Source organism: Nonomuraea sp. NPDC059023 (assembly GCF_042740095.1).
In the GTDB taxonomy this organism is placed as follows: domain Bacteria; phylum Actinomycetota; class Actinomycetes; order Streptosporangiales; family Streptosporangiaceae; genus Nonomuraea.
In genome coordinates this window covers 285,793-304,257 of the sequence record NZ_JBHYIO010000002.1, presented here as the reverse complement: position 1 = coordinate 304,257, position 18,465 = coordinate 285,793, and the positions used below count along the sequence as shown (strand labels likewise).

The window sequence follows — 18,465 nt, the reverse complement described above, 5'->3', positions numbered from 1 at the left end:
TAGCATCATCCGGCATGGGGCTGCGTTACACGGCGACACGCGTGCGACGGGCCGTCGTCCTCTCGGCGGCGGTCGCGCTGGCGCTCGCGTCGTCGGGCTGCGCGCTCCTTCCGGGCCGGTCGATGGCCAAGGACATCGGCCAGCTCAACGTCACCAGTCCAGAACTGCGCGAGGGCAAGCCATTGCCCCGCGAATATTCCTGCAAGGGCAACCAGGGCAGCCCGCCGCTGCGCTGGTCGGGTGAGCCGCTGCCTGGGGCCAAGTCGATCGCGATCGTGCTCGACACCCACACCGGCGCCAATCCCGCGGTCAACTGGGTTGTTTACAACATTCCGCCAGACTGGACCGAGCTCGGCCCCAACGCCACCGAGGCACTGCCGGACGACGACACCGGCCAGGCCAAGGTGACCAGCGGCAAGGAAGGTTACGAGCCACCCTGCGACAAAGAGGCCACCTATCGGTTCAGCGTCTACGCGCTGGACGAGCCGGTGACGGTCGAAGGGGGCGCCTCTCTCCCCAAGGTCCTGAAGAACATCGCGGACCGGACCATCGCCCGGGGGCGACTGACGGTGGTCCACATCGAGTGAGAGGTCGAACACCGCAGGTAGTAATGGTTACCAATTCTTCACTTAGGGTGTGACAACGCTCATAGTGGTCCGACAGAATCAGATCCAATTGTTAGACGTCGGTGATCAATGGGGGCAGGTCGCGTCGATGGCCGCGCGATCTCACCGGCGCCACTGGGAGGCCATGGCTTTGAGGGTGGTGCAATGATCGCGGTCGTAGTCAGCTTGGTCGCTGTCGTGCTCCTCGTGCTCGTCGTCGTGGCACTGGGCATGCGTTCGATGAACAAGAGGGAGAGTTCCCTGCCTCCGGAGCGGCTGAAGGAGATGGCCGACCGGGAAGAGATGAGGACAGCGCGTTCGACCGACGAGTTCGCGGCGCACGAGCCCCGGATGAACAACTTCAGCCCGGACTTCAGCCCGATCGACGAGGTGAAGCAGCCCCGGCCGGTACGCACCGGCCAGCGTGGCAAACGCGGCGTCGACGAGTGGGGCAACCCGAGCTCCGATGACGAGGACGAGGAGTTCTGGGCGAACATCCGCAGCGATGCGGAGGAAGGCGGCTTCGGCGCCGGCGGCACCGTCGCGGCCCGCAAGGGCGCCTCCCGCCCGGTGAACGTCGACCGTCCGATGGGCGCCCCGCGCCCGGTGAAGCCGGAACAGCCGGTGAGCGCCGCCGCGGAACCCGACCCCAACGCCGCCACCGTCCAGCAGCCGCTGCCGCAGCGCACTCCCACGCCCGCCCCCGCGGCGGCCAAGGCGAACCTGGCCGACCTGGTCGAGCCGACGCAGCACATGGAAGCGGTCCCGAGCGAGGCCCCCGCCCCGCCCACGCGCCCGTCGCGGCGGGCCAAGAAGGCGGCCGCCCCCGCTCCCGCTCCGTCCACCGCCGACCTGGCCGACCAGCGCACCGTGACCTTCGCCGCCCCGACCTCGGACGTGATGAGCATCCTGGGCGCCGGCGCCCAGCCCGTGCCCCCGCCGCCCCGCCAGGAGCCCGCCCGCAACAGCGGCACCTTCCCCGCGGCCCCCACCACCCCGCCGCCCTCGCCGTCGTTCACCCCCACCAACAGCGGCTCGTTCACCGCGATCCCCAACGGCTCCCTGCACGGCGCGCCCACCAGCGACCCCTTCCCCGCCTACGTCAACAACGCCGAGACGTGGCAGAGCCCGGTCTCCCCGGCTCCCACCGCCTCCGGCTCGTGGCCGGCGACGCCGGTGCGCGACGTGCTCGACGACCCGACGCCCGTGACGCCGGGCCCGGCGGACTCCTGGCCGGCCTTCGAGGGCGCGTACGCCGCTCCGCCCGCCAACGACTTCCCGAACTCCTACGAGGTCCGCGCCGGCTGGGCCGTCGCCGATGACAGTGAGGTCACCGGCCCCACGCCCGCCTCCGGCACCCCCACGGCGCCCGCCCGCGCGGTCTCCGCCTACGACGACGTGCTGGCCGCCCCCACCGCGCAGCCCGCGCCCCAGCCCGCCCCCTACCCCGCCTACGAGACGGGCGACTACGCCCCGGCCAATGCCGCCACTCCCGGCGCCGCCTGGCCCGAGCCGCCCGCGAGCGGCCCCGGCTGGCCGAGCTACGGCGAGATGTACCCCAACGGCCAGGAGCAGCAGCCGGCCCGCCAGGGCGGCCGCCGCCGGGCGCCCGAGCAGCAGGACTATCCCGACTACTACCGGTGATCATCAAAAGCCCGAGTTAGGCGTAATCCCTGGTCAGTAGGGCACTAGAGTTGCTCGCATGATCAGGGACACACAGAGTAGCGTGATCCGCACGCTCCGATACGATCTGCCCGCCTCGCTGGTGGTGTTCCTCGTCGCGGTGCCCCTGTCCTTGGGTATCGCCATGGCCTCCGGGGCGCCGCTCGCCGCGGGCCTGATCTCGGGCGTGGTGGGCGGCATCGTGGCGGGCGCGCTGGGCGGCTCCGCCGTACAGGTGAGCGGGCCCGCCGCCGGTCTGTCGCTCGTCGTGGTGGACTTGGTGCACACGTACGGCTGGCGCGCCACCTGCATGATCACCCTGCTGGCCGGCGCGGTGCAGATCGTCCTCGGCCTCTTCCGCGCGGCACGGGCCACGCTGGCCGTCTCGCCCGCGGTCATCCACGGCACGCTGGCCGGGGTGGGCGTGGTCATCGCCCTGTCGCAGTTGCACGTGGTGCTCGGCGGCAGCCCGCAGACCTCGGCGATCGCCAACCTCATCGAGTTGCCCGCGCAGATCGCCGCCCATCACGACCACGGCTTCGCGGTCGGCGTGCTGACGATCGCGGTACTGGCGATCTGGTCGAAGCTCCCGAAACCGGTCAGGGCCGTGCCGGCGCCGCTGGCCGCGTTGCTGGCCGCCGCGGTGACGGCGTGGGCGTTCGGCTGGAACGTGACAAGGGTCGACCTGTCCGGCAGCTTCACCGACTGGGCCTTCCCGGTGCTGCCGCAGGGCGACGGGCACCGTATCGTCGTCGCGGTGCTTCTCGTCGCGCTGCTGGCCAGCGTGGAGTCGCTGCTGTGCTCGGTCGCGGTCGACGGCACGCACAAGGGCCCGCGCTCCGACCTCGACACCGAGCTGACCGGCCAGGGCGTGGCCAACATGGTGACCGGGGCGCTCGGCGGGGTGCCGGTGGCGGGGGCGATCGTGCGCAGCACCGCCAACGTCAAGGCGGGCGCGCGCAGCCGCTGGTCGACGGTGCTGCACGGCGTCTGGATGCTGCTGTTCGCGCTGGGCTTCGGCTGGTCGATCCAGCTGATCCCGATGGAGGCGCTGGCCGCGCTGCTGGTCTTCATCGGCGTTCAGATGGTCAACCTGGGCCATGTCAGGAAGGTGCACGGCCACGGCGAGGTGCCCGTCTACATCGTGACCCTGGTCGGCGTCGTCCTGCTCGGGCTGGCCGAGGGCGTGGTGGCCGGGCTGGGCCTGGCCGCGCTGCTGGCCCTGCGCCGGTTGACCTGGGTGACGGTGAACGTACGCCCGGAGGAGGACGGCCACTACCACGCGACGATCTCCGGCTCGCTCACCTTCCTCGGCGTGCCCCGGCTGACCGCCGAGCTGCGCTCGATCCCCGAGGGCGCCAGCGTCGACCTCGACCTCAACATCGACTTCATGGACAACGCCGCGTTCGAGGCGATCCACTCGTGGCGGGTGGACCACGAGCGGATGGGCGGTCACGTGGACATCGACGACATGCACGACGAGTGGTACGCGATGGCGGCCTCGGGCTCGCGCATGTTCCCCGCCAAGACCCCGCCGCGGGCGCCGGACCGCTGGTGGCTGCCGTGGGCGCACCGCCGACGGCGTACCGTCCGGCCGTCGCTGGTGCCGCAGCAGGTCGGACCGGTCGAGGTCGAGTGCCAGCTGACGGCGGGCGCGCGTGAGTTCCACCGGCGTACGGCTCCGCTGGTCCGTCCCATCTTCACCGAGCTGGCCCGCAGGCAGACGCCCTCGCACCTGTTCATCACCTGCGCCGACTCGCGGGTGATGCCGAGCCTGATCACCGCGAGCGGCCCCGGCGATCTGTTCACCGTGCGCAACATCGGCAATCTCGTGCCCCGGCGCGGCAGCGAGCCGCACGACGACTCGGTCGTGGCCGCGATCGAGTTCGCCACGCAGGTGCTGGGGGTGCGCACGATCACGGTGTGCGGGCACTCGGGCTGCGGCGCGATGACCGGGCTGCTCAGCGGCGGGCTTCAGGCGGGCAGCCTGCCTGGGCTGCGGCGCTGGCTGCGGCACGGCAACCACAGCCTGGCCCGGTTCATCGAATCCGAGAGCGACGGGAGCGACAGCGGGCCGCTGGATCGGCTGTGCCGGGTCAACGTGCAGCAGCAGCTGCTCAACCTGCGCACGTACCGGCGGGTGGACGAGCAGGTGAAGGCCGGGGAGCTGGAGCTGGTCGGGCTCTACTTCGACATCGGGTCGGCTCGGGTGCACATGCTGCCGCCGCTGCCTTCTACGCTCTCGGTGAAGAGGTGACGGAATTGGCGGGCCGTACGCGAAGAATGCAGTTATGAGAGTTCTGGTCATCGGAGGTTCCGCGTTCCTCGGCCGCGCGATCGTGCAGGAAGCGCTCGACAGAGGACATGAGGTCACGACGTTCAACAGAGGTCAGAGCGGGCCCGACCTGCCCGGTGTCGAGGCGGTGCACGGGGATCGCGAGGTCACCGCGGACCTGGAGCGGCTGGTCGACGGGCGCACCTGGGATCTGGTGGTCGACTCCTCCGGTTATGTGCCGAAGGTGGTGGGCGAGGCGGTGCGGCTGCTGTCCGGGCGGGCGGCGACGTACGCCTTCATCTCCACCATCTCCGCCTTCAAGAACTTTCCCGCCGAGCAGACCTCGGAGGACAGCCCGCTCTGGGACTGCGCGCCGGACGCCGGTTCCGACGCCGGTGACTACGGCGTGCTCAAGGCGGGCTGCGAGCGCGCCGTCGAGCAGGGCTTCGCGGGCAACGCCCTGATCATCCAGCCCGGCCTCATCCTCGGCCCCCACGAGAACGTCGCCCGCCTGCCGTGGTGGCTGACCAGGGTCTCGAAGGGCGGCAAGGTGCTGGCCCCCGGCGACCCGGCGCAGCCCATGCAGCTCATCGACGCCCGCGACATCGCCGTCTTCACGCTGGACCAGGCCGAGAAGGGCGTGGCCGACCGGTTCATCGTCACCGGGCCGCGGGGCAACGCCACCTACGGCGAGTGGCTGGGGATGTGCAAGCGGGAGACCGGGTCGGACGCGGAGTTCGTGTGGATCGCCGATGACTTCCTGATCGAGCACGAGGCCGGCGTGTGGATGGAGCTTCCGCTGTGGGCTCCCGCCCAGCCCGACATGGCCAACTTCTGGACCGTCTCGACCGCCAAGGCCGAGGCGGCGGGGCTGCGCAGCCGTCCCGTGGCCGACACCGTGCGCGACACCTGGGAGTGGCTGCGGCAGATCCCCGAGGACGAGCGGGTCTACGGCAAGAAGCACAAGCACGGCATGGAACCCGAGAAGGAGCAGGCCATCCTGGCCGCCTGGGCCGCCCGTTCTGCGTAATCTTCCGCAGACGGGGCCATTCCCCGGTTCTAGCGTGAAGAGCGTCCCGACTCCCAGGGACGTGAGTGAGGGGCGGGGTTGCCGATGCCTCCGCCTCTCACTCCGCCAGGGCCCGCAACGGCTCGTCGGTGAGGCGGTAGACGGTCCACTCGTCCATGGGGATGGCGCCGAGCTTCTTGTAGAAACCGATGGCAGGGGCGTTCCAGTCGAGAACCGACCATTCCAGGCGCTGGTAGCCCCGGTCCACACAGATCTTGGCCAGTTCGGCCAGCAGCGCCCTGCCGTACCCGCCGCCTCGGTGCTGCGGCCTCACGTAGAGGTCCTCAAGATAGATCCCGTGTACGCCACGCCACGTCGAGAAGCTCAGAAACCACAACGCGAACCCGGCGAGCTCCCCATCATCCTCGGCCACGTGCGCGAAGGCGGCGGGCCGCTCCCCGAACAGGGCCGTACGCAACTGCTCCTCGGTCGCCCTGGCCTCGTGGGGCACCTTCTCGTAATCGGCCAGCTCAGCGACCATGGCCAGGATCTCGGAGACGTCGTCGGGGGTCGCGGGTCGAATCATGTGCCTCAGGTTAACCGAGTCCCGCCCGGGCCTTATCCACCCGTGGGCGGATCCGGAGGAGGCGACTCAGCGGGCGGCTCCGGCGGCGGCTCCGGCGGCGGAGGTTCGGTCGGCGGGGCGGGTGGGGGCGGTTCGCTCGCGGGCAGGGGCGAGGGCGGCACCGGCTCCGCACCGCTTCCCATCGCCCCGGCCGCCAGCCAGATCCCCAGCAGCAGGGCAAAGACCCCCACCGAGGCTCCGGCGACCCGCCCCATGCGCAGGTGCGGCCGCACCCAGGTCCGGCCGCCTCCAGGGCGTCGCCGGTAGTGCCCCTTCACGTGCTGCCGCCTGTCGGCCATATGCGGACCGTAGACACGAAAAGGGGAACGTTCCAGCCAGACTATGGTGACGAGCCGGCCTGTAGGCCGGGTTCTGTCCCTCTGGTGAGGGGGCGACCATCCATCTAGGGCCGCCGTTGCCGGCGGCCTCAAGCGGTCTACCCGCGCGGCTCGGGCGGGCAGCCCTCGAACGCCGTGCGCGGGCGCCTCTCGCGAGACGCCCTTCTTGACCTTGCTCCAGGTGGGGTTTACCGAGCCGCCCACGTCACCGTGGGCGCTGGTGGTCTCTTACACCACCGTTTCACCCTTACCTCCCCGAAAAGGGGAGGCGGTCTGTTCTCTGTGGCACTGTCCCGCGGGTCACCCCGGGTCGGCGTTACCGACCACCCTGCCCTGTGGAGCCCGGACCTTCCTCGGCGGACCCTCGCGGGCCCGACGCGGCCGCCCGGCCGGCTCGTCTGGCAGCGAGGTTATCACTCCTTTTTCAGCGCAGGTGCGCGGTGTCGTTGAACGCCTTCACCACGGCGTTGCCGTCCGCGTAATAGTCGACCAGGCTCAGGCAGGCCAGGTCGAGGTGCATCCGGTACAACGCCGCCGGCGGCGCCATCAGCGCGAACCGCAGCAGCATCTTGATCGGCGTCACGTGCGACACGACCAGGACCGTCTTGCCCAGATGCTGCTCGACCAGGCGGTCCCTGACGCGCTGCACCCGGCGGGCGGCCTCGGCGAAGCTCTCGCCGTCCGGCGGAGCCACCGACGGCTCGGCCAGCCACGCGGCCAGTTCCTCTGGCCAGCGCCTTTGGATCTCGGTGAACGTGTGCCCCTCCCACGCCCCGAAATCGGTCTCCCTGAGGTCTTCGTCCACCTCCACGCCGAGCCCCGCGCGGGCCGCGACCGCCTCCGCGGTCTGCCGGGCGCGCTTGAGCGGCGAGCTCACAATCACATCCAGCCGGTACGGCTCCCGCGACAACCTCTCCGCGGCCGCCGCTGCCTGGGCCAGGCCGTTGGGGGTGAGCTCGGCGTCCCCCAGACCGGAGAAGCGCCGCTCCACCGACAGCGGGGTCTCGCCGTGGCGCAGCAGCAGCAGGGAGGTGGCGACGCGCGTGGCGTCACCCCAGCCCGACCCCTTGGCCCTGGTCTGGCGCGCGGCGGTGGAGGCGGAGGGCGCCGACAGATCCGCGCTGGGAGGCGGCGTCTTGCGCGCCACCGCTCCGGCCGGTGCACCACCGTCGACGAAAAGCTCCGTCTGCCCGGCCCCGCCGGCCGCCTGCCCGGCAGCGCCCCGGCCAGCTTTGGACGCGCCAGGCTCACGGGCTCCGATGCCCGGCTCACCGACTTCGCCCCTGGTTCCCGGCTCACCGGCTCCACTCCCGGTGCCTGGCTCGCCGACTTCGCCCCTGGCGCCCAGCTCACCCGCTCTGCCCCTGGTACCCGGCTCACCCGCTCTGCCCCCGGCGCCTGACTCACCGGCTCGGCTCCCGGTGCCTGGTTCGCCGGATCCACGCTGGCTGGCGGGTGCCGCCGGTGGTTCGCTCGGAAGGGCGGGTTCGCCACGGTCTGCGCGGGTTGGGGGTTCGGGGTCGGGTTGGTCGCCGGCCTGCCACGCCAGGCCCTTGGCCGCGGCGTCCATGGCCTCGTTGGCCAGGCGGTCGGCGTGTTTGTTGCGTTCCCGGGGGATCCAGGTCCACTCGGTCACCCGTAGCCGCCCGGCCAGCCGGTTGGCCTCCAGGGCGAGCGGGCGCAAGCCCTCGTTCTTGATCTTCCAGTTTCCGGCCATCTGCTCGACGACCAGCTTGGAGTCCATGCGCACCGCCACGGTGGCGCCCTCGCCGCCCAGCCGCAGCACCTCGGTCAGGCCGGCGATCAGGCCGCGGTACTCGGCCACGTTGTTGGTGGCGACGCCGATCGCCTCGGCGGTCTCGGCCAGCACCTGCCGGTCGGCGGCGTCGAGGACGACGGCGCCGTAACCCGCGGGGCCCGGGTTGCCCCGTGAGCCGCCGTCGGCCTCGATGATGTACGAGGTCACAGGCCCGACTCTGGCGTACGGACCAGGATCCTGCGGCACTCGTCGCAGCGCAGGACCTCGTCGTGGGGCGCGGCCTTGATGCGGTTCATCTCGGCGATGGACAGCGACACCTTGCAGCCCTGGCACTGGCCCCGGTAGAGCATGGCGGCGGCGACGCCGTACTGACCCTTGAGCTTGGTGTAGAGGGTCATCAGGTCGGCGGGGATGTCCGTGACGACGTCACCGCGGCGCTGCTGCACGTCGGCGGCGTCCTTGTCGATCTCGGCGAGCGCGGCGTCGCGGCGGTCCTCGGCGACGGCCCTGGTGGAGGCGAGGGCGTCGCGCTGGGCGACCAGGTCGACGGCCTTGGCGTCGGCGGCCTCACGGCGTTCCATGATCTCCAGGACGACCTCTTCCAGGTCACCCTGGCGGCGGTGCAACGAGGTGATCTCGGACTGCAGGCTGGCCAGGTCCTTGGGGGAGGTCACGGCGCCGGAGTCGAGGCGCTTCTGGTCGCGTTCCGATCGGGTGCGCACGGTGTCGACGTCCGCTTCGGCCTTGGTCTGCTCGCGCGCCAGGTCGCCCGCCTCGGTCTCGGCCTCGATCACCTCGGTCGAGAGCTTGGCGAACCGCTTGGTCTGCTCGTCGATCTCGGCCAGCTCAGGCAGGGTACGGCGGCGGTGGGCCAGCCGGTCGGCCGCGGAGTCGAGCTCTGCCAGGTCGAGCAGTCGCTTCTGTGCTTCAGGGGCTGCTTTCATGATCAATATCCTCTTGTCCAAGCATCGGTGACCGTGGCGGAGACGCGCGTCTCAACGTTAACGCCACTCGAGGCCAGGATGGACGCGGCGCTGTCCAGCCATGGCCATTCGGTGGCCCAGTGCGCGGCGTCGATGAGCGCCGGACCGTCGGCCTCCATGAACTCGCTGGCCGGGTGGTGCCGCAGATCGGCGGTCAGGAAGACGTCTACTCCGGCGGCGCGGGCCGTACCGAGGAGGGAGTCGCCCGCGCCCCCGCTGACGGCGACGCGCGAGACCTGACGGGACAGATCCCCCGCCACCCGGATACCCCAGGACGTCTTGGGCAGGCCATCGGCCGCCCGCTCGGCGAAGTCGCCCAGCGTGACGGGGGACGGCAGCGTGCCGATCCGGCCCAGGCCGCGCCAGGGGTCGTCGGGGAAGGGACTCAGCGGCACGAGGTCGCCGGTCAGGCCCACGGCTCGGGCCAGCGCGTCGGATACGCCGGGGTTGGCGACGTCGGCATTGGTGTGAGCGGTGTAGAGGGCTATGTCGTGCTTGATGAGGGTATGGACCAGGCGACCCTTGGGGGTGGTGGTGGCGACGCTCGTGGTGCCGCGCAGGTAGAGAGGGTGGTGGGTGACGATCAGATCGGCTCCCCACGCGATGGCCTCCTCCGCGACCACCGCCACCGGATCCACCGCGAACAGGACTTTCCGCACCTCAAGCGTGGGGTCGCCGCAGACCAGGCCGACCGCGTCCCAGGATTCGGCGGTGGCGGGCGGGTAGGCCGTTTCGAGCGTTCCGATCACTTCTGCCAGCGTCACGCTGCGCAGACTACCGGCCCGGACCGAGGCGTCAGGCGTGTTGTGGCGGGGGTGTCGTCCGAACAGGGTTCGGCGTAATGTAAGTGGATCCTGACGCGGAGGGCGTTATGTCACCTAGGATCGCGATCATCGGTGCGGGATTCGGTGGGCTCTGCATGGCGATCCAGCTCGAACGGGCGGGCATCACCTCCTACACCGTCTTCGAGAAGGCGGGCGAGGTCGGCGGCACGTGGCGCGACAACAGCTATCCGGGCGCGGGCTGCGACATCCCCTCCCATCTGTACTCCTTCTCCTTCGAGAAGTACGCCTCGTGGACCCGCCGCTACCCCGGCCAGCCCGAGATACTGGGCTATCTCGCCCATTGCGCCGATAAATACGGCGTCAGGGGGAAAATCCGCTTTCACACCGAGGTCTCGGCGGCGGTCTTCGACGGCGACCACTGGCACCTCACCACCCGCCCCTCCGGTACGGCCGACGCCCCCGCCACCCAGTCCACCCCACCCCCGAACCCCGGAACCAGCCCGCCGGACGGCCTCCGGCACGACGGACCCCAGGCCGACAGCCCCGGGAACGACGGCCTACGGGCTGACATCCCTGGGACTGAGAGACCTGGGGCTGGCATCCCTGGGGCTGACGTCCCTCGGGATGAGAGACCTGGGGCTGACATCCTTGGAGCTGACATCCCCGAGGACGAGGGACCCAGGGCTGACAGCCCGCGGGTGGACGGACCGCAGGACGACGGGCCTCGGGATGAGCGGTCAGTGCTCGGGGTGGGAGGTGTGCGGATTGAGGAGTTCGATGTCGTCGTGGCCGGGGTTGGGCAGCTGAATCGGCCCTTGGTGCCCGACATCCCCGGCATGGCGGACTTCGAAGGCGTCTCCTTCCACTCCGCTCGCTGGAACCACGACCACGACCTCAGCGGCCGCCGGGTAGCCGTCATCGGCACCGGGTCGTCGGCCGCGCAGTTCATCCCGCCGGTGGCGGGGAGGGCGGGGCATCTGGACGTGTTCCAGCGCACCCCGAACTGGGTCATCCCCAAGCCCGACGCCGCCTTCGGACCGCTGACCCGGCTGGCGCTGCACTTCGTGCCCGGGTTACAGCGCGCGTACCGCGAATGGATCTACCGCTACGCCGAGGGCACGCTCTACCCGGCGCTGGCCCGCGGATGGAGCGAGGGGCTGCTCAGGAAGCGGGCCCTCGGTCATCTGCGCGCGCAGGTGGCCGACCCCGGGCTGCGCGCCAAGCTCACGCCCGACTACCCGCCGGGCTGCAAGCGGGTGGTCATCGACAGCAGGTTCTATCCCGCGCTCACCCGGCCCAACGTGGACGTGGTGACCGACCGGATCGTCCGCATCACCGCCAAGGGGGTCGAGACCACGCGGGGGCTGCGCGAGGCGGACACGATCATCTACGGGACGGGGTTCAGGAGCACCGAGTTCCTCGCGCCGATCGCGTTCACGGGCCGTGGCGGGCAGCGGCTGGACGAGCGGTGGAAGCAGGGGGCGGAGGCGTACCTGGGCATCTCGGTGCCGGACTTCCCGAACCTGTTCCTGCTGTACGGCCCCAACACCAACCTGGGCCACAACTCGATCATCTTCATGATCGAATGCCAGGTGAACCACATCATGAACTGCCTGCCGTACCTCTCGGACCGGGGACCGATGGAGGTCAGGCCCGAGGCGATGACGGCGTGGAGCAGGCAACTGGACGTGGCCATGGCGCGCATGGTGTGGGGGAACGGCTGCCGGAGCTGGTACAAGACCAGCGAAGGCCGCGTCACCAACAACTGGCCCGGCCCCACTCCCTTGTACCGGAAGCTGACCGCGCTACCGCCACTACCCGCCTACCGTTTCGGCTAGCGGGGCACGGCATCGTTTGTCGCGCGGTCCCATCCACCGGGGGTGGATTTGGCCTGGGGTACGAGCGATCACGGCCACCTGGCGCGATAACGTCGTTGGCATGACAACACCCCTCCACCAGCGTTCGGTCGTGGCCGACACGCACAACGACCTGCTGATGGCGGTCTCGGCGCGACCGGCGGAGAACTGGGCTTCGTTCTTCCGCGAGCGCTGGCTGCCCCAGCTTCAGGCGGGCGGGGTGAACCTGCAGGTGCTGCCGGTGTTCATCGACGACCAGTACCGCCCGGAAGGCGCGCTCCGGCAGACGTTGCGCATGGTCGAGTGTGCCCACGTGATCGCCGAGGGCAACTCCGGTGCCGTGGCGCTGTGCCGTACCGGAGCGGAGATCGACGCGGCGCTCGCGGACGGGAAGATCGCGCTCGTCCTGGCGATGGAGAGCATGCCGGGACTCGACGCCAGTGTGGAGCTGATCTCGACCCTTCACCGGCTGGGCGTGCGGGTCGCCTCGATCGCGCACTGGGGGCGCACCCCGCTGGCCGACGGCAGCGGCGAGGACGCCACCGGCAGCGGCCTGACCTCCCACGGCGTGGCGGCGCTGCGGGAGATGGAGCGGCTGGGGATGGTGTTCGACATCTCGCACCTGGGCGCGTCGGGGGTGGCGCACGTGCTGGAGTTGTCGGCCAGGCCGCTCCTGGCGACGCATTCGAGCGCCCGCGCGCTGCGCGACCACCACCGCAACCTCACCGACGACCAGTTGCGCGCCGTGGCGGCGGGCGGCGGCGTGGTGTGCGTGAACTTCTTCGCCCCGTTCCTGCTGGAGGACGGCTCGAAGGCTCAGCTCGACAACCTGCTCGACCACATCGAGCACATCGCCACGGTGGCCGGGATCGACCACGTGGGTCTGGGCCCGGACTTCGTGTACGAGGTGCTGAAGGAGCTCACGCCGCCCTGCTGCGAGGACGTCAACCTGCGTGGCGTGGACCCGCTGCAGGCGATCCCCGGGCTGGAGGGCCCGGCGGGGCTGCCGATGGTCACCGAGGGGCTGCTGCGGCGCGGGGTGCCGGAAAACGACGTCGTGAAGATCATCGGTGGGAACGTCCACCGTTTCCTGGGGGAGCTGCTCGTATGATCGCGGAACTCGAAGAGCTGGTCACGTGTGAGTCGTTCTCCAGCGATCTGGAGGCGGTCGCGCGCAGCGCCAAGGTCGTGGGGGCGATGGGCGCCCGGCACCTCGGCGCCGAGCCCGAGTTCATCGTCGTGGACGGCGTCAGCCACCTGCGCTGGACGTTCGGCGAGCCCCGCGTGCTCCTGCTCGGCCACCACGACACCGTCTGGCCGATGGGCACGCTGCGCACCCACCCGTGGTCGGTGGTGGACGGCGTGGCGCGCGGGCCGGGCGTGTTCGACATGAAGGCCGGGCTCGTGCAGACGTTCCACGCGCTGGCGGGCCTGCCGAGCCTCGACGGGGTCAGCGTGCTGATCACCGGCGACGAGGAGGTCGGCTCGACGACGTCCAGCGGGCTGATCGAGGAGACCGCGCGCGGGCTGGCCGCCACGTTCGTGCTGGAGGCCAGCGCCGACGGCGGCGCGCTGAAGACCGCCCGCAAGGGCACCTCCGACTATCGGGTCGAGGTGTACGGCAAGGCCGCCCACGCCGGACTCGAACCGTGGAACGGCGCCAACGCGGGCGTCGAACTGGCCCGCCAGATCCTCGCCATCGACGAACTGGCCCGGATCGTCGACGGCGGCGAGCTGCCCCGGGCCACGGCCACCACGGTCACGCCGACCGTGCTGTCCGGCGGCTCGACCGTCAACACCGTGCCCGCGCACGCCCGGGTCGGCGTGGACGTGCGGGTGTCGTCGGCGGCGGCGCAGACCCGCGTGGACGAGCTCATGCGCGCCCTGTCCCCCACGACCCCCGGCACCCGGATCGAGGTCAGCGGCGGACCGAACCGGCCGCCGCTGGAGGAGGCCATGTCTGCGGAGCTGTTCGCGCTGGCCCAGCGGCTCAGCCCGGAACCCCTGACCAGCGCGCACGTGGGCGGCGCCTCCGACGGCAACTTCACCGCCGGGGTCGGCTGCCGCACCCTCGACGGGCTGGGCGGCGTGGGCGGCGGCGCGCACGCCGACCACGAACACGTGATCGTCGCCGAGATGCCGCGCCGCACGGAGCTCCTGCGCGCTCTGGTGTCGGCGGTCCTGGCGGGCGAGTGAGGGACACGTGAGCGACCTCGAGATCCGCGAACTCCACGACCGGCGGGAGTTCGCCGAACTGCACCGCCTGTTCGACGACATCTGGCAGCCGGAACCGGGCAACCCGCCGGTGACCGTGGAGCTGATGAAGGTGTTCTCGCACACGGGCGGCTACGTGGCCGGGGCCTACCGTGACGGGGAACTGGTCGGCGGATCGGTGGGAATCCTGGCCGCGGGCGGCACCCTGCACTCCCACGTGACCGGCGCGCTGCCCGGCCAGGGCATCGGGCTGCCGCTCAAGCGGCACCAGCGCGACTGGGCGCTGGCCAGGGGAATCACGAAGATCAGCTGGACGTTCGACCCGCTCGTACGGCGTAACGCCCGCTTCAACCTGGTGAAGCTGGGCGCGCGGCCGGAGGAGTACCTGGAGGACTTCTACGGGGTCATGGTCGACGCCATCAACGAGGGCGACCGGTCCGACCGGCTGCTGGCGGTGTGGCGGCTGGACGAGGCGGCGGCGCCGTACCCGATCGAGAACGCCACGGCCGGAGTGGCGGAGCGGGACGGGATGCCCGTCGTGGGGCCGGTTGAGGGGCCCGTCGTGCTGGTGGCGACGCCGCGCGACATCGAGACGCTGCGGCGGGAGAACCCCGAGGCGGGCAAGGCGTGGCGGATGGCGCTGCGCGAGGTTCTGGGCGGGCTGATGGGCGAGGGCGCGCGGGTCGTGGATTTCACGGACCGTGGAGAATATGTACTAAAGCTGTCAGAGCGCGAACAGCCTGGCTAACGTCGGTGCATGACGGAATTCACCCCCACCGTCCCGCACCGTGTTCTCCCCCCGGTAACCGTAAGGGACCTGCCAGAACCACCGCGCACCACCTGGCGCGTCATCGGGCCCGGCCTGGTGGGCGCGGGCGTGGGACTGGCCTCCGGCGAGTTCATCCTCTGGCCCTACATCGCCTCCCAGGTCGGCCTGGTCTTCATCTGGGGCGCGCTGATCGGCATCGTCACGCAGTGGTTCCTCAACATGGAGATCGAGCGGTACACGCTGGCCACCGGCGAGACCGCGCTGACCGGGTTCAGCCGCATGTGGAAGCACTGGGGCCTGGTCTTCGTGCTGATGACGCTCTGCTCGAACCTGTGGCCGGGCTGGGTGACGACCTCGGCGACGATGGTCACGTACCTGACCGGCGGCGGCCAGCCGAGCGTCCGCTACATCGCGATCGGCATGCTGCTGGTCATCGCGCTGGGGCTGACGCTCGCCCCGGTCATCTACACCGTGCTGGAGCGGGTGATCTTCGTGAAGATCGCCCTCGTGCTGACGCTCGCGGTGGTCGCGATCCTGTTCGCGATCAACGCCGACGCCTGGGTGGAGCTGGGCAAGGGCCTGACCGTCGGGGCGAGCTTCCCGGTGCCGCCGCTGGAGTTCGCGGTGCTCATGGGCGCCATCGCCTACGCCGGGGCGGGCGGCGGGCAGAACCTGTGCCAGAGCAACTGGATCCGCGACAAGGGCTTCGGCATGGGCGCGTACGTGCCGCGCCTGGTCAGCCCGGTCACCGGGCACGAGGAGGCGGCGGCGTCCACGGGGTTCCAGTTCGCCCCGACCAAGGAGAACCTCGCCCGGTGGCGGCAGTGGTGGCGGTTCGCCAACATCGAGCAGGGGTCCACGTTCGCGGTGGTCTCGTTCCTGACGATCGCGCTGATGTCGATGCTGGCGTACTCGACGGTGTTCGGGAAGGAGGGGCTGGCCAACAGCATCACCTTCCTCAAGGTCGAGGGCGAGACGCTGCAGAGCGTGGTGGGGCCGTGGTTCGGCGTGCTGTTCTGGGTGATCGGCGCGCTGTCGTTGTTCGCCTCGGCGATGGGCATCGTGGACTACACCTCGCGGCTGGCCTCGGACGTCATCAAGACCGTCTACCTCCGCAACCGCGACATCACGGTCAATCGCGTCTACTTCCTCACGGTGTGGACGATGACCGTGCTCGGGATCACGATCCTGCTGCTGGGCTTCGACCAGCCGCTGATCCTGCTGGTGTTCTCGGCGAGTTTCGCGGCGGTGATGATGTTCGTGTACTCGATCCTGCTGATCATCCTCAACCGGCGGTCGCTGCCCGACGCGATCAAGGTCCGCTCGTACCGGCTGGCGGCCCTGTTCTGGTCCGTCGCGTTCTTCGGCTCGCTGACGATCCTCACCCTGGTCCAGCAGGCGGGCAAGCTTTTCTGACCGCTCTCTTCTGACGGCTCTCTTCTGACGGCGCGGCTCTGTCGGGGCTTTCTCTTTCTGACGTTTCTTCAGGCTGTTTTTCCGTTACGGCTCCCGCCACCCCCACCCCACCCACCGACCCGGGCCGGCGCCGATCGGGGGGATCGCTTCTCACGTCGGACGTGGTCCCCGCCGTTACGGCGCCCGCTTGACCTCAAGGTTGGTTGAGGTACCAGACTCCCGGTATGAACATTGTCGAAGTGACCCGGTTCGGTGGCCCAGAAGTCCTGCGGGTTCGTCAGTCCTCCCCGGTGGCCGCCGGGCCAGGGGAGGTTGTGATCGAGGTGCGCGCGGCCGACGTGTTGTCGATCGAGGTGCAGTTGCGCACCGGCTGGGGGCGGGAGTGGTTCGGCACCCAGCCGCCCTACGTGCCAGGGACGGCCGTGGCCGGGGTGGTCCGGTCTGCTCCGGAGGCGGCCTCCTGGGCAGGGCGGCGGGTCGCCGCGCTTCTGCCCGGTGGCGGGTATGCCGAGCAGGTGGCCGCGCCCTTGTCCGCGCTTGTGGAGGTGCCGGATCACGTCTCGCTGGTCTCGGCCGCCGCGCTGCTCCAGGTGGGACCGGCGGCGCTCAGCCTTCTCGATGCCGCCGAGCTCAAGCCGGGTGCGCGGGTGCTGGTGACCGGGGCGGGCGGGGCGCTCGGGCTGGTGCTCGTGGAACTGGCGGCCAGGGCGGGCGCCCATGTGGTCGGGGCCTCCCGGGGCCCGGCCAAGCGGGCCCGTGCCCTCTCGCTGGGCGCCTCGTCCGTGGTCGACTACCCGGACCTGGCCTCCGGCGACCTGGAGTTCGACGTCGTCTTCGACGGGGTGGGCGGGCAGGTGGGGGCCGACGCCTTCGCGCTGACCGTCCCGGGCGGGGTGTTCTTCGGGTACGGGGTGCTCAGCGGCGAGTTCGCGGCCGTCGGTCCCGAAGAGGCGGAGCGGCGCGGGGTGCGGCTGGTGGGGATCGAGCAGGTGCAGTTCAAGCCGGAGGCGCTGCACCGGCTGGCGGAACGGACGCTGGCCGCCGGGATCACGCCCACGATCGGGCTGGCGGTGCCGCTGGACCAGGCGCATCGGGCCCACGCGGCTCTGGAAGCACGCGAAGTGGTCGGCAAGGCGGTGCTGGTGACCCATGGGCGGGCGGTGCGCTACTCCGAACACGGTGACGCCGAGGTGCTGCGAGTGGACGAGGTGCCGATCCCCGTGCCCGGCCCTGGTCAGGTGCGGGTGGCGGTCAGGGCGGCCGGGGTCAACTCCGTGGACTGGAAGATCCGCAGCGGCGCCTTCGACATCCCCCTGGACGGGCCCACGGGGACGGGCCTGGAGTTCTCAGGCGTGATCGACGCAATCGGACCAGACGTGAACGGCACGAGCGCGGACGGCGCGGGTGCGGGCGTGGGCGTGGGTGTGGGTGCGGGCGTGGGTGTGGGCGTGGGTGTGGGCGTGGGTGTGGGTGCGGGCGTGGGTGTGGGTGGGGAGCCGTTGCGGGTTGGGCAGGGGGTGGTGGGGCGGCATACCGGGGCGTTGGCCGATTATGTGCTGGCCGTGCCGGGTGAGCTGGGGCTCAAGCCTGACGGGCTCAGCCATGTCGAGGCGGCGGCGTTGCCGGTGGCGGTGGAGACGGCGGCTCGGGCGCTGGGGCTGCTTGGGCTAAAGGAGGGGCGGACGTTGCTCATTCACGCTGTCGCGGGCGGTGTCGGGCTGGCCGCCGCGCAGCTGGCGATCCGGGCGGGGCTCCGGGTGGTCGGTACGGCCAGCGAACCCCACCACCCCTACCTGAAAGGCCTGGGCGTGCACCCGGTGACCTACGGCGAGGGGCTGGAGGAGCGGATCGGGGAGCCGGTGGACCTGGTGCTGGACGCCTCGGGTAGGGATGTGGTGGCGATGTCGGTCAGGCTTACCGGCGATCCGGACAAAGTGGTCAGCATCGCCGATCCCGGTGCGGGCAGCCACGGGGTGCGCTTCTCCAGCGGATCATCCAACCCCATCAAACTTCGCGAAATTTCGGAAGAAATCGCTGCCATCCGCCTCCCCATCGCCGCCGAGTTCCCCCTCGAACAAGCGGCCGACGCCCACCGGCTCAGCGAGCACGGCCACTTCCTCGGCAAGATCGTGGTCAATGCGGAAGCAAACGTTCCTCGTTAGCGGGCAC

The 18,465-nt window shown here is 70.7% G+C and carries 15 protein-coding genes and 1 other RNA gene; 10 read left to right on the top strand and 6 right to left on the bottom strand.

Translation table 11 applies throughout. The features are described from left to right. The first annotated feature begins 14 nt into the window (after positions 1 to 14). The 4 genes from ACFWYW_RS04750 to ACFWYW_RS04735 all read left to right on the top strand — a co-directional run bounded on the left by ACFWYW_RS04750 (position 15) and on the right by ACFWYW_RS04735 (position 5,572). Complete coding sequence (locus tag ACFWYW_RS04750) at positions 15 to 587, top strand: YbhB/YbcL family Raf kinase inhibitor-like protein (RefSeq protein WP_379609692.1); 573 nt, start codon at positions 15 to 17, stop codon at positions 585 to 587. A 183-nt stretch (positions 588 to 770) separates the two neighbouring features. After that, positions 771 to 2,249 (top strand): hypothetical protein, encoded by a 1,479-nt coding sequence (locus ACFWYW_RS04745; protein ID WP_379609691.1) that lies wholly within the window; start codon positions 771 to 773, stop codon positions 2,247 to 2,249. Between the two features lie 58 nt (positions 2,250 to 2,307). Further along, positions 2,308 to 4,524: a SulP family inorganic anion transporter gene (locus ACFWYW_RS04740; protein WP_379609690.1), complete on the top strand. Its 2,217-nt coding sequence runs from the start codon at positions 2,308 to 2,310 to the stop codon at positions 4,522 to 4,524. A gap of 34 nt (positions 4,525 to 4,558) precedes the next feature. After that, complete coding sequence (locus tag ACFWYW_RS04735) at positions 4,559 to 5,572, top strand: NAD-dependent epimerase/dehydratase family protein (protein WP_379609689.1); 1,014 nt, start codon at positions 4,559 to 4,561, stop codon at positions 5,570 to 5,572. 97 nt (positions 5,573 to 5,669) lie between these two features. On the opposite strand, the gene ACFWYW_RS04730 is transcribed toward ACFWYW_RS04735, so the two are convergent. The 6 genes from ACFWYW_RS04730 to ACFWYW_RS04705 form a co-directional block, all read right to left on the bottom strand. After that, entirely contained in the window at positions 5,670 to 6,137 is a 468-nt protein-coding gene (locus ACFWYW_RS04730) for a GNAT family N-acetyltransferase (protein WP_379609688.1), read from the bottom strand. A gap of 32 nt (positions 6,138 to 6,169) precedes the next feature. Next, the gene (locus tag ACFWYW_RS04725; protein ID WP_379640907.1) at positions 6,170 to 6,475 is read right to left on the bottom strand and encodes a hypothetical protein; all 306 of its coding nucleotides are present in this window, start codon (positions 6,473 to 6,475) and stop codon (positions 6,170 to 6,172) included. A gap of 46 nt (positions 6,476 to 6,521) precedes the next feature. Beyond that, positions 6,522 to 6,911: RNase P RNA component class A (gene rnpB / locus ACFWYW_RS04720), an RNA gene on the bottom strand. A 27-nt stretch (positions 6,912 to 6,938) separates the two neighbouring features. Next, a complete protein-coding gene (locus tag ACFWYW_RS04715) occupies positions 6,939 to 8,480 on the bottom strand; it encodes a histidine phosphatase family protein (RefSeq protein ID WP_379609687.1) in 1,542 nt (513 codons plus the stop codon). Beyond that, a complete protein-coding gene (locus ACFWYW_RS04710; protein ID WP_379609686.1) occupies positions 8,477 to 9,217 on the bottom strand; it encodes a zinc ribbon domain-containing protein in 741 nt (246 codons plus the stop codon). The genes ACFWYW_RS04715 and ACFWYW_RS04710 overlap by 4 nt, the downstream gene beginning before the upstream one ends. 2 nt (positions 9,218 to 9,219) lie before the next feature. Then, positions 9,220 to 10,020, bottom strand: a complete 801-nt coding sequence (locus ACFWYW_RS04705; RefSeq protein WP_379609685.1) for a Nif3-like dinuclear metal center hexameric protein — start codon at positions 10,018 to 10,020, stop codon at positions 9,220 to 9,222. A 107-nt stretch (positions 10,021 to 10,127) separates the two neighbouring features. Between ACFWYW_RS04705 and ACFWYW_RS04700 the strand changes: the two genes are divergently transcribed. From ACFWYW_RS04700 to ACFWYW_RS04675, 6 genes are all read left to right on the top strand, one after another. Beyond that, a complete protein-coding gene (locus tag ACFWYW_RS04700) occupies positions 10,128 to 11,879 on the top strand; it encodes a flavin-containing monooxygenase (RefSeq protein ID WP_379609684.1) in 1,752 nt (583 codons plus the stop codon). A gap of 100 nt (positions 11,880 to 11,979) precedes the next feature. Next, entirely contained in the window at positions 11,980 to 13,008 is a 1,029-nt protein-coding gene (locus ACFWYW_RS04695; protein WP_379609683.1) for a dipeptidase, read from the top strand. After that, on the top strand, positions 13,005 to 14,093 hold the full coding sequence (locus ACFWYW_RS04690) for a M20/M25/M40 family metallo-hydrolase (RefSeq protein ID WP_379609682.1): 1,089 nt from the start codon (positions 13,005 to 13,007) through the stop codon (positions 14,091 to 14,093). Before ACFWYW_RS04695 ends, ACFWYW_RS04690 begins: the two co-directional genes overlap by 4 nt. A gap of 7 nt (positions 14,094 to 14,100) precedes the next feature. Continuing rightward, positions 14,101 to 14,859 (top strand): GNAT family N-acetyltransferase, encoded by a 759-nt coding sequence (locus tag ACFWYW_RS04685; protein WP_379609681.1) that lies wholly within the window; start codon positions 14,101 to 14,103, stop codon positions 14,857 to 14,859. 9 nt (positions 14,860 to 14,868) lie between these two features. Next, positions 14,869 to 16,296: an Nramp family divalent metal transporter gene (locus ACFWYW_RS04680; RefSeq protein ID WP_379609680.1), complete on the top strand. Its 1,428-nt coding sequence runs from the start codon at positions 14,869 to 14,871 to the stop codon at positions 16,294 to 16,296. A 224-nt stretch (positions 16,297 to 16,520) separates the two neighbouring features. Continuing rightward, entirely contained in the window at positions 16,521 to 18,458 is a 1,938-nt protein-coding gene (locus ACFWYW_RS04675) for a zinc-binding dehydrogenase (protein WP_379609679.1), read from the top strand. The last annotated feature ends 7 nt before the right edge of the window (positions 18,459 to 18,465 follow it).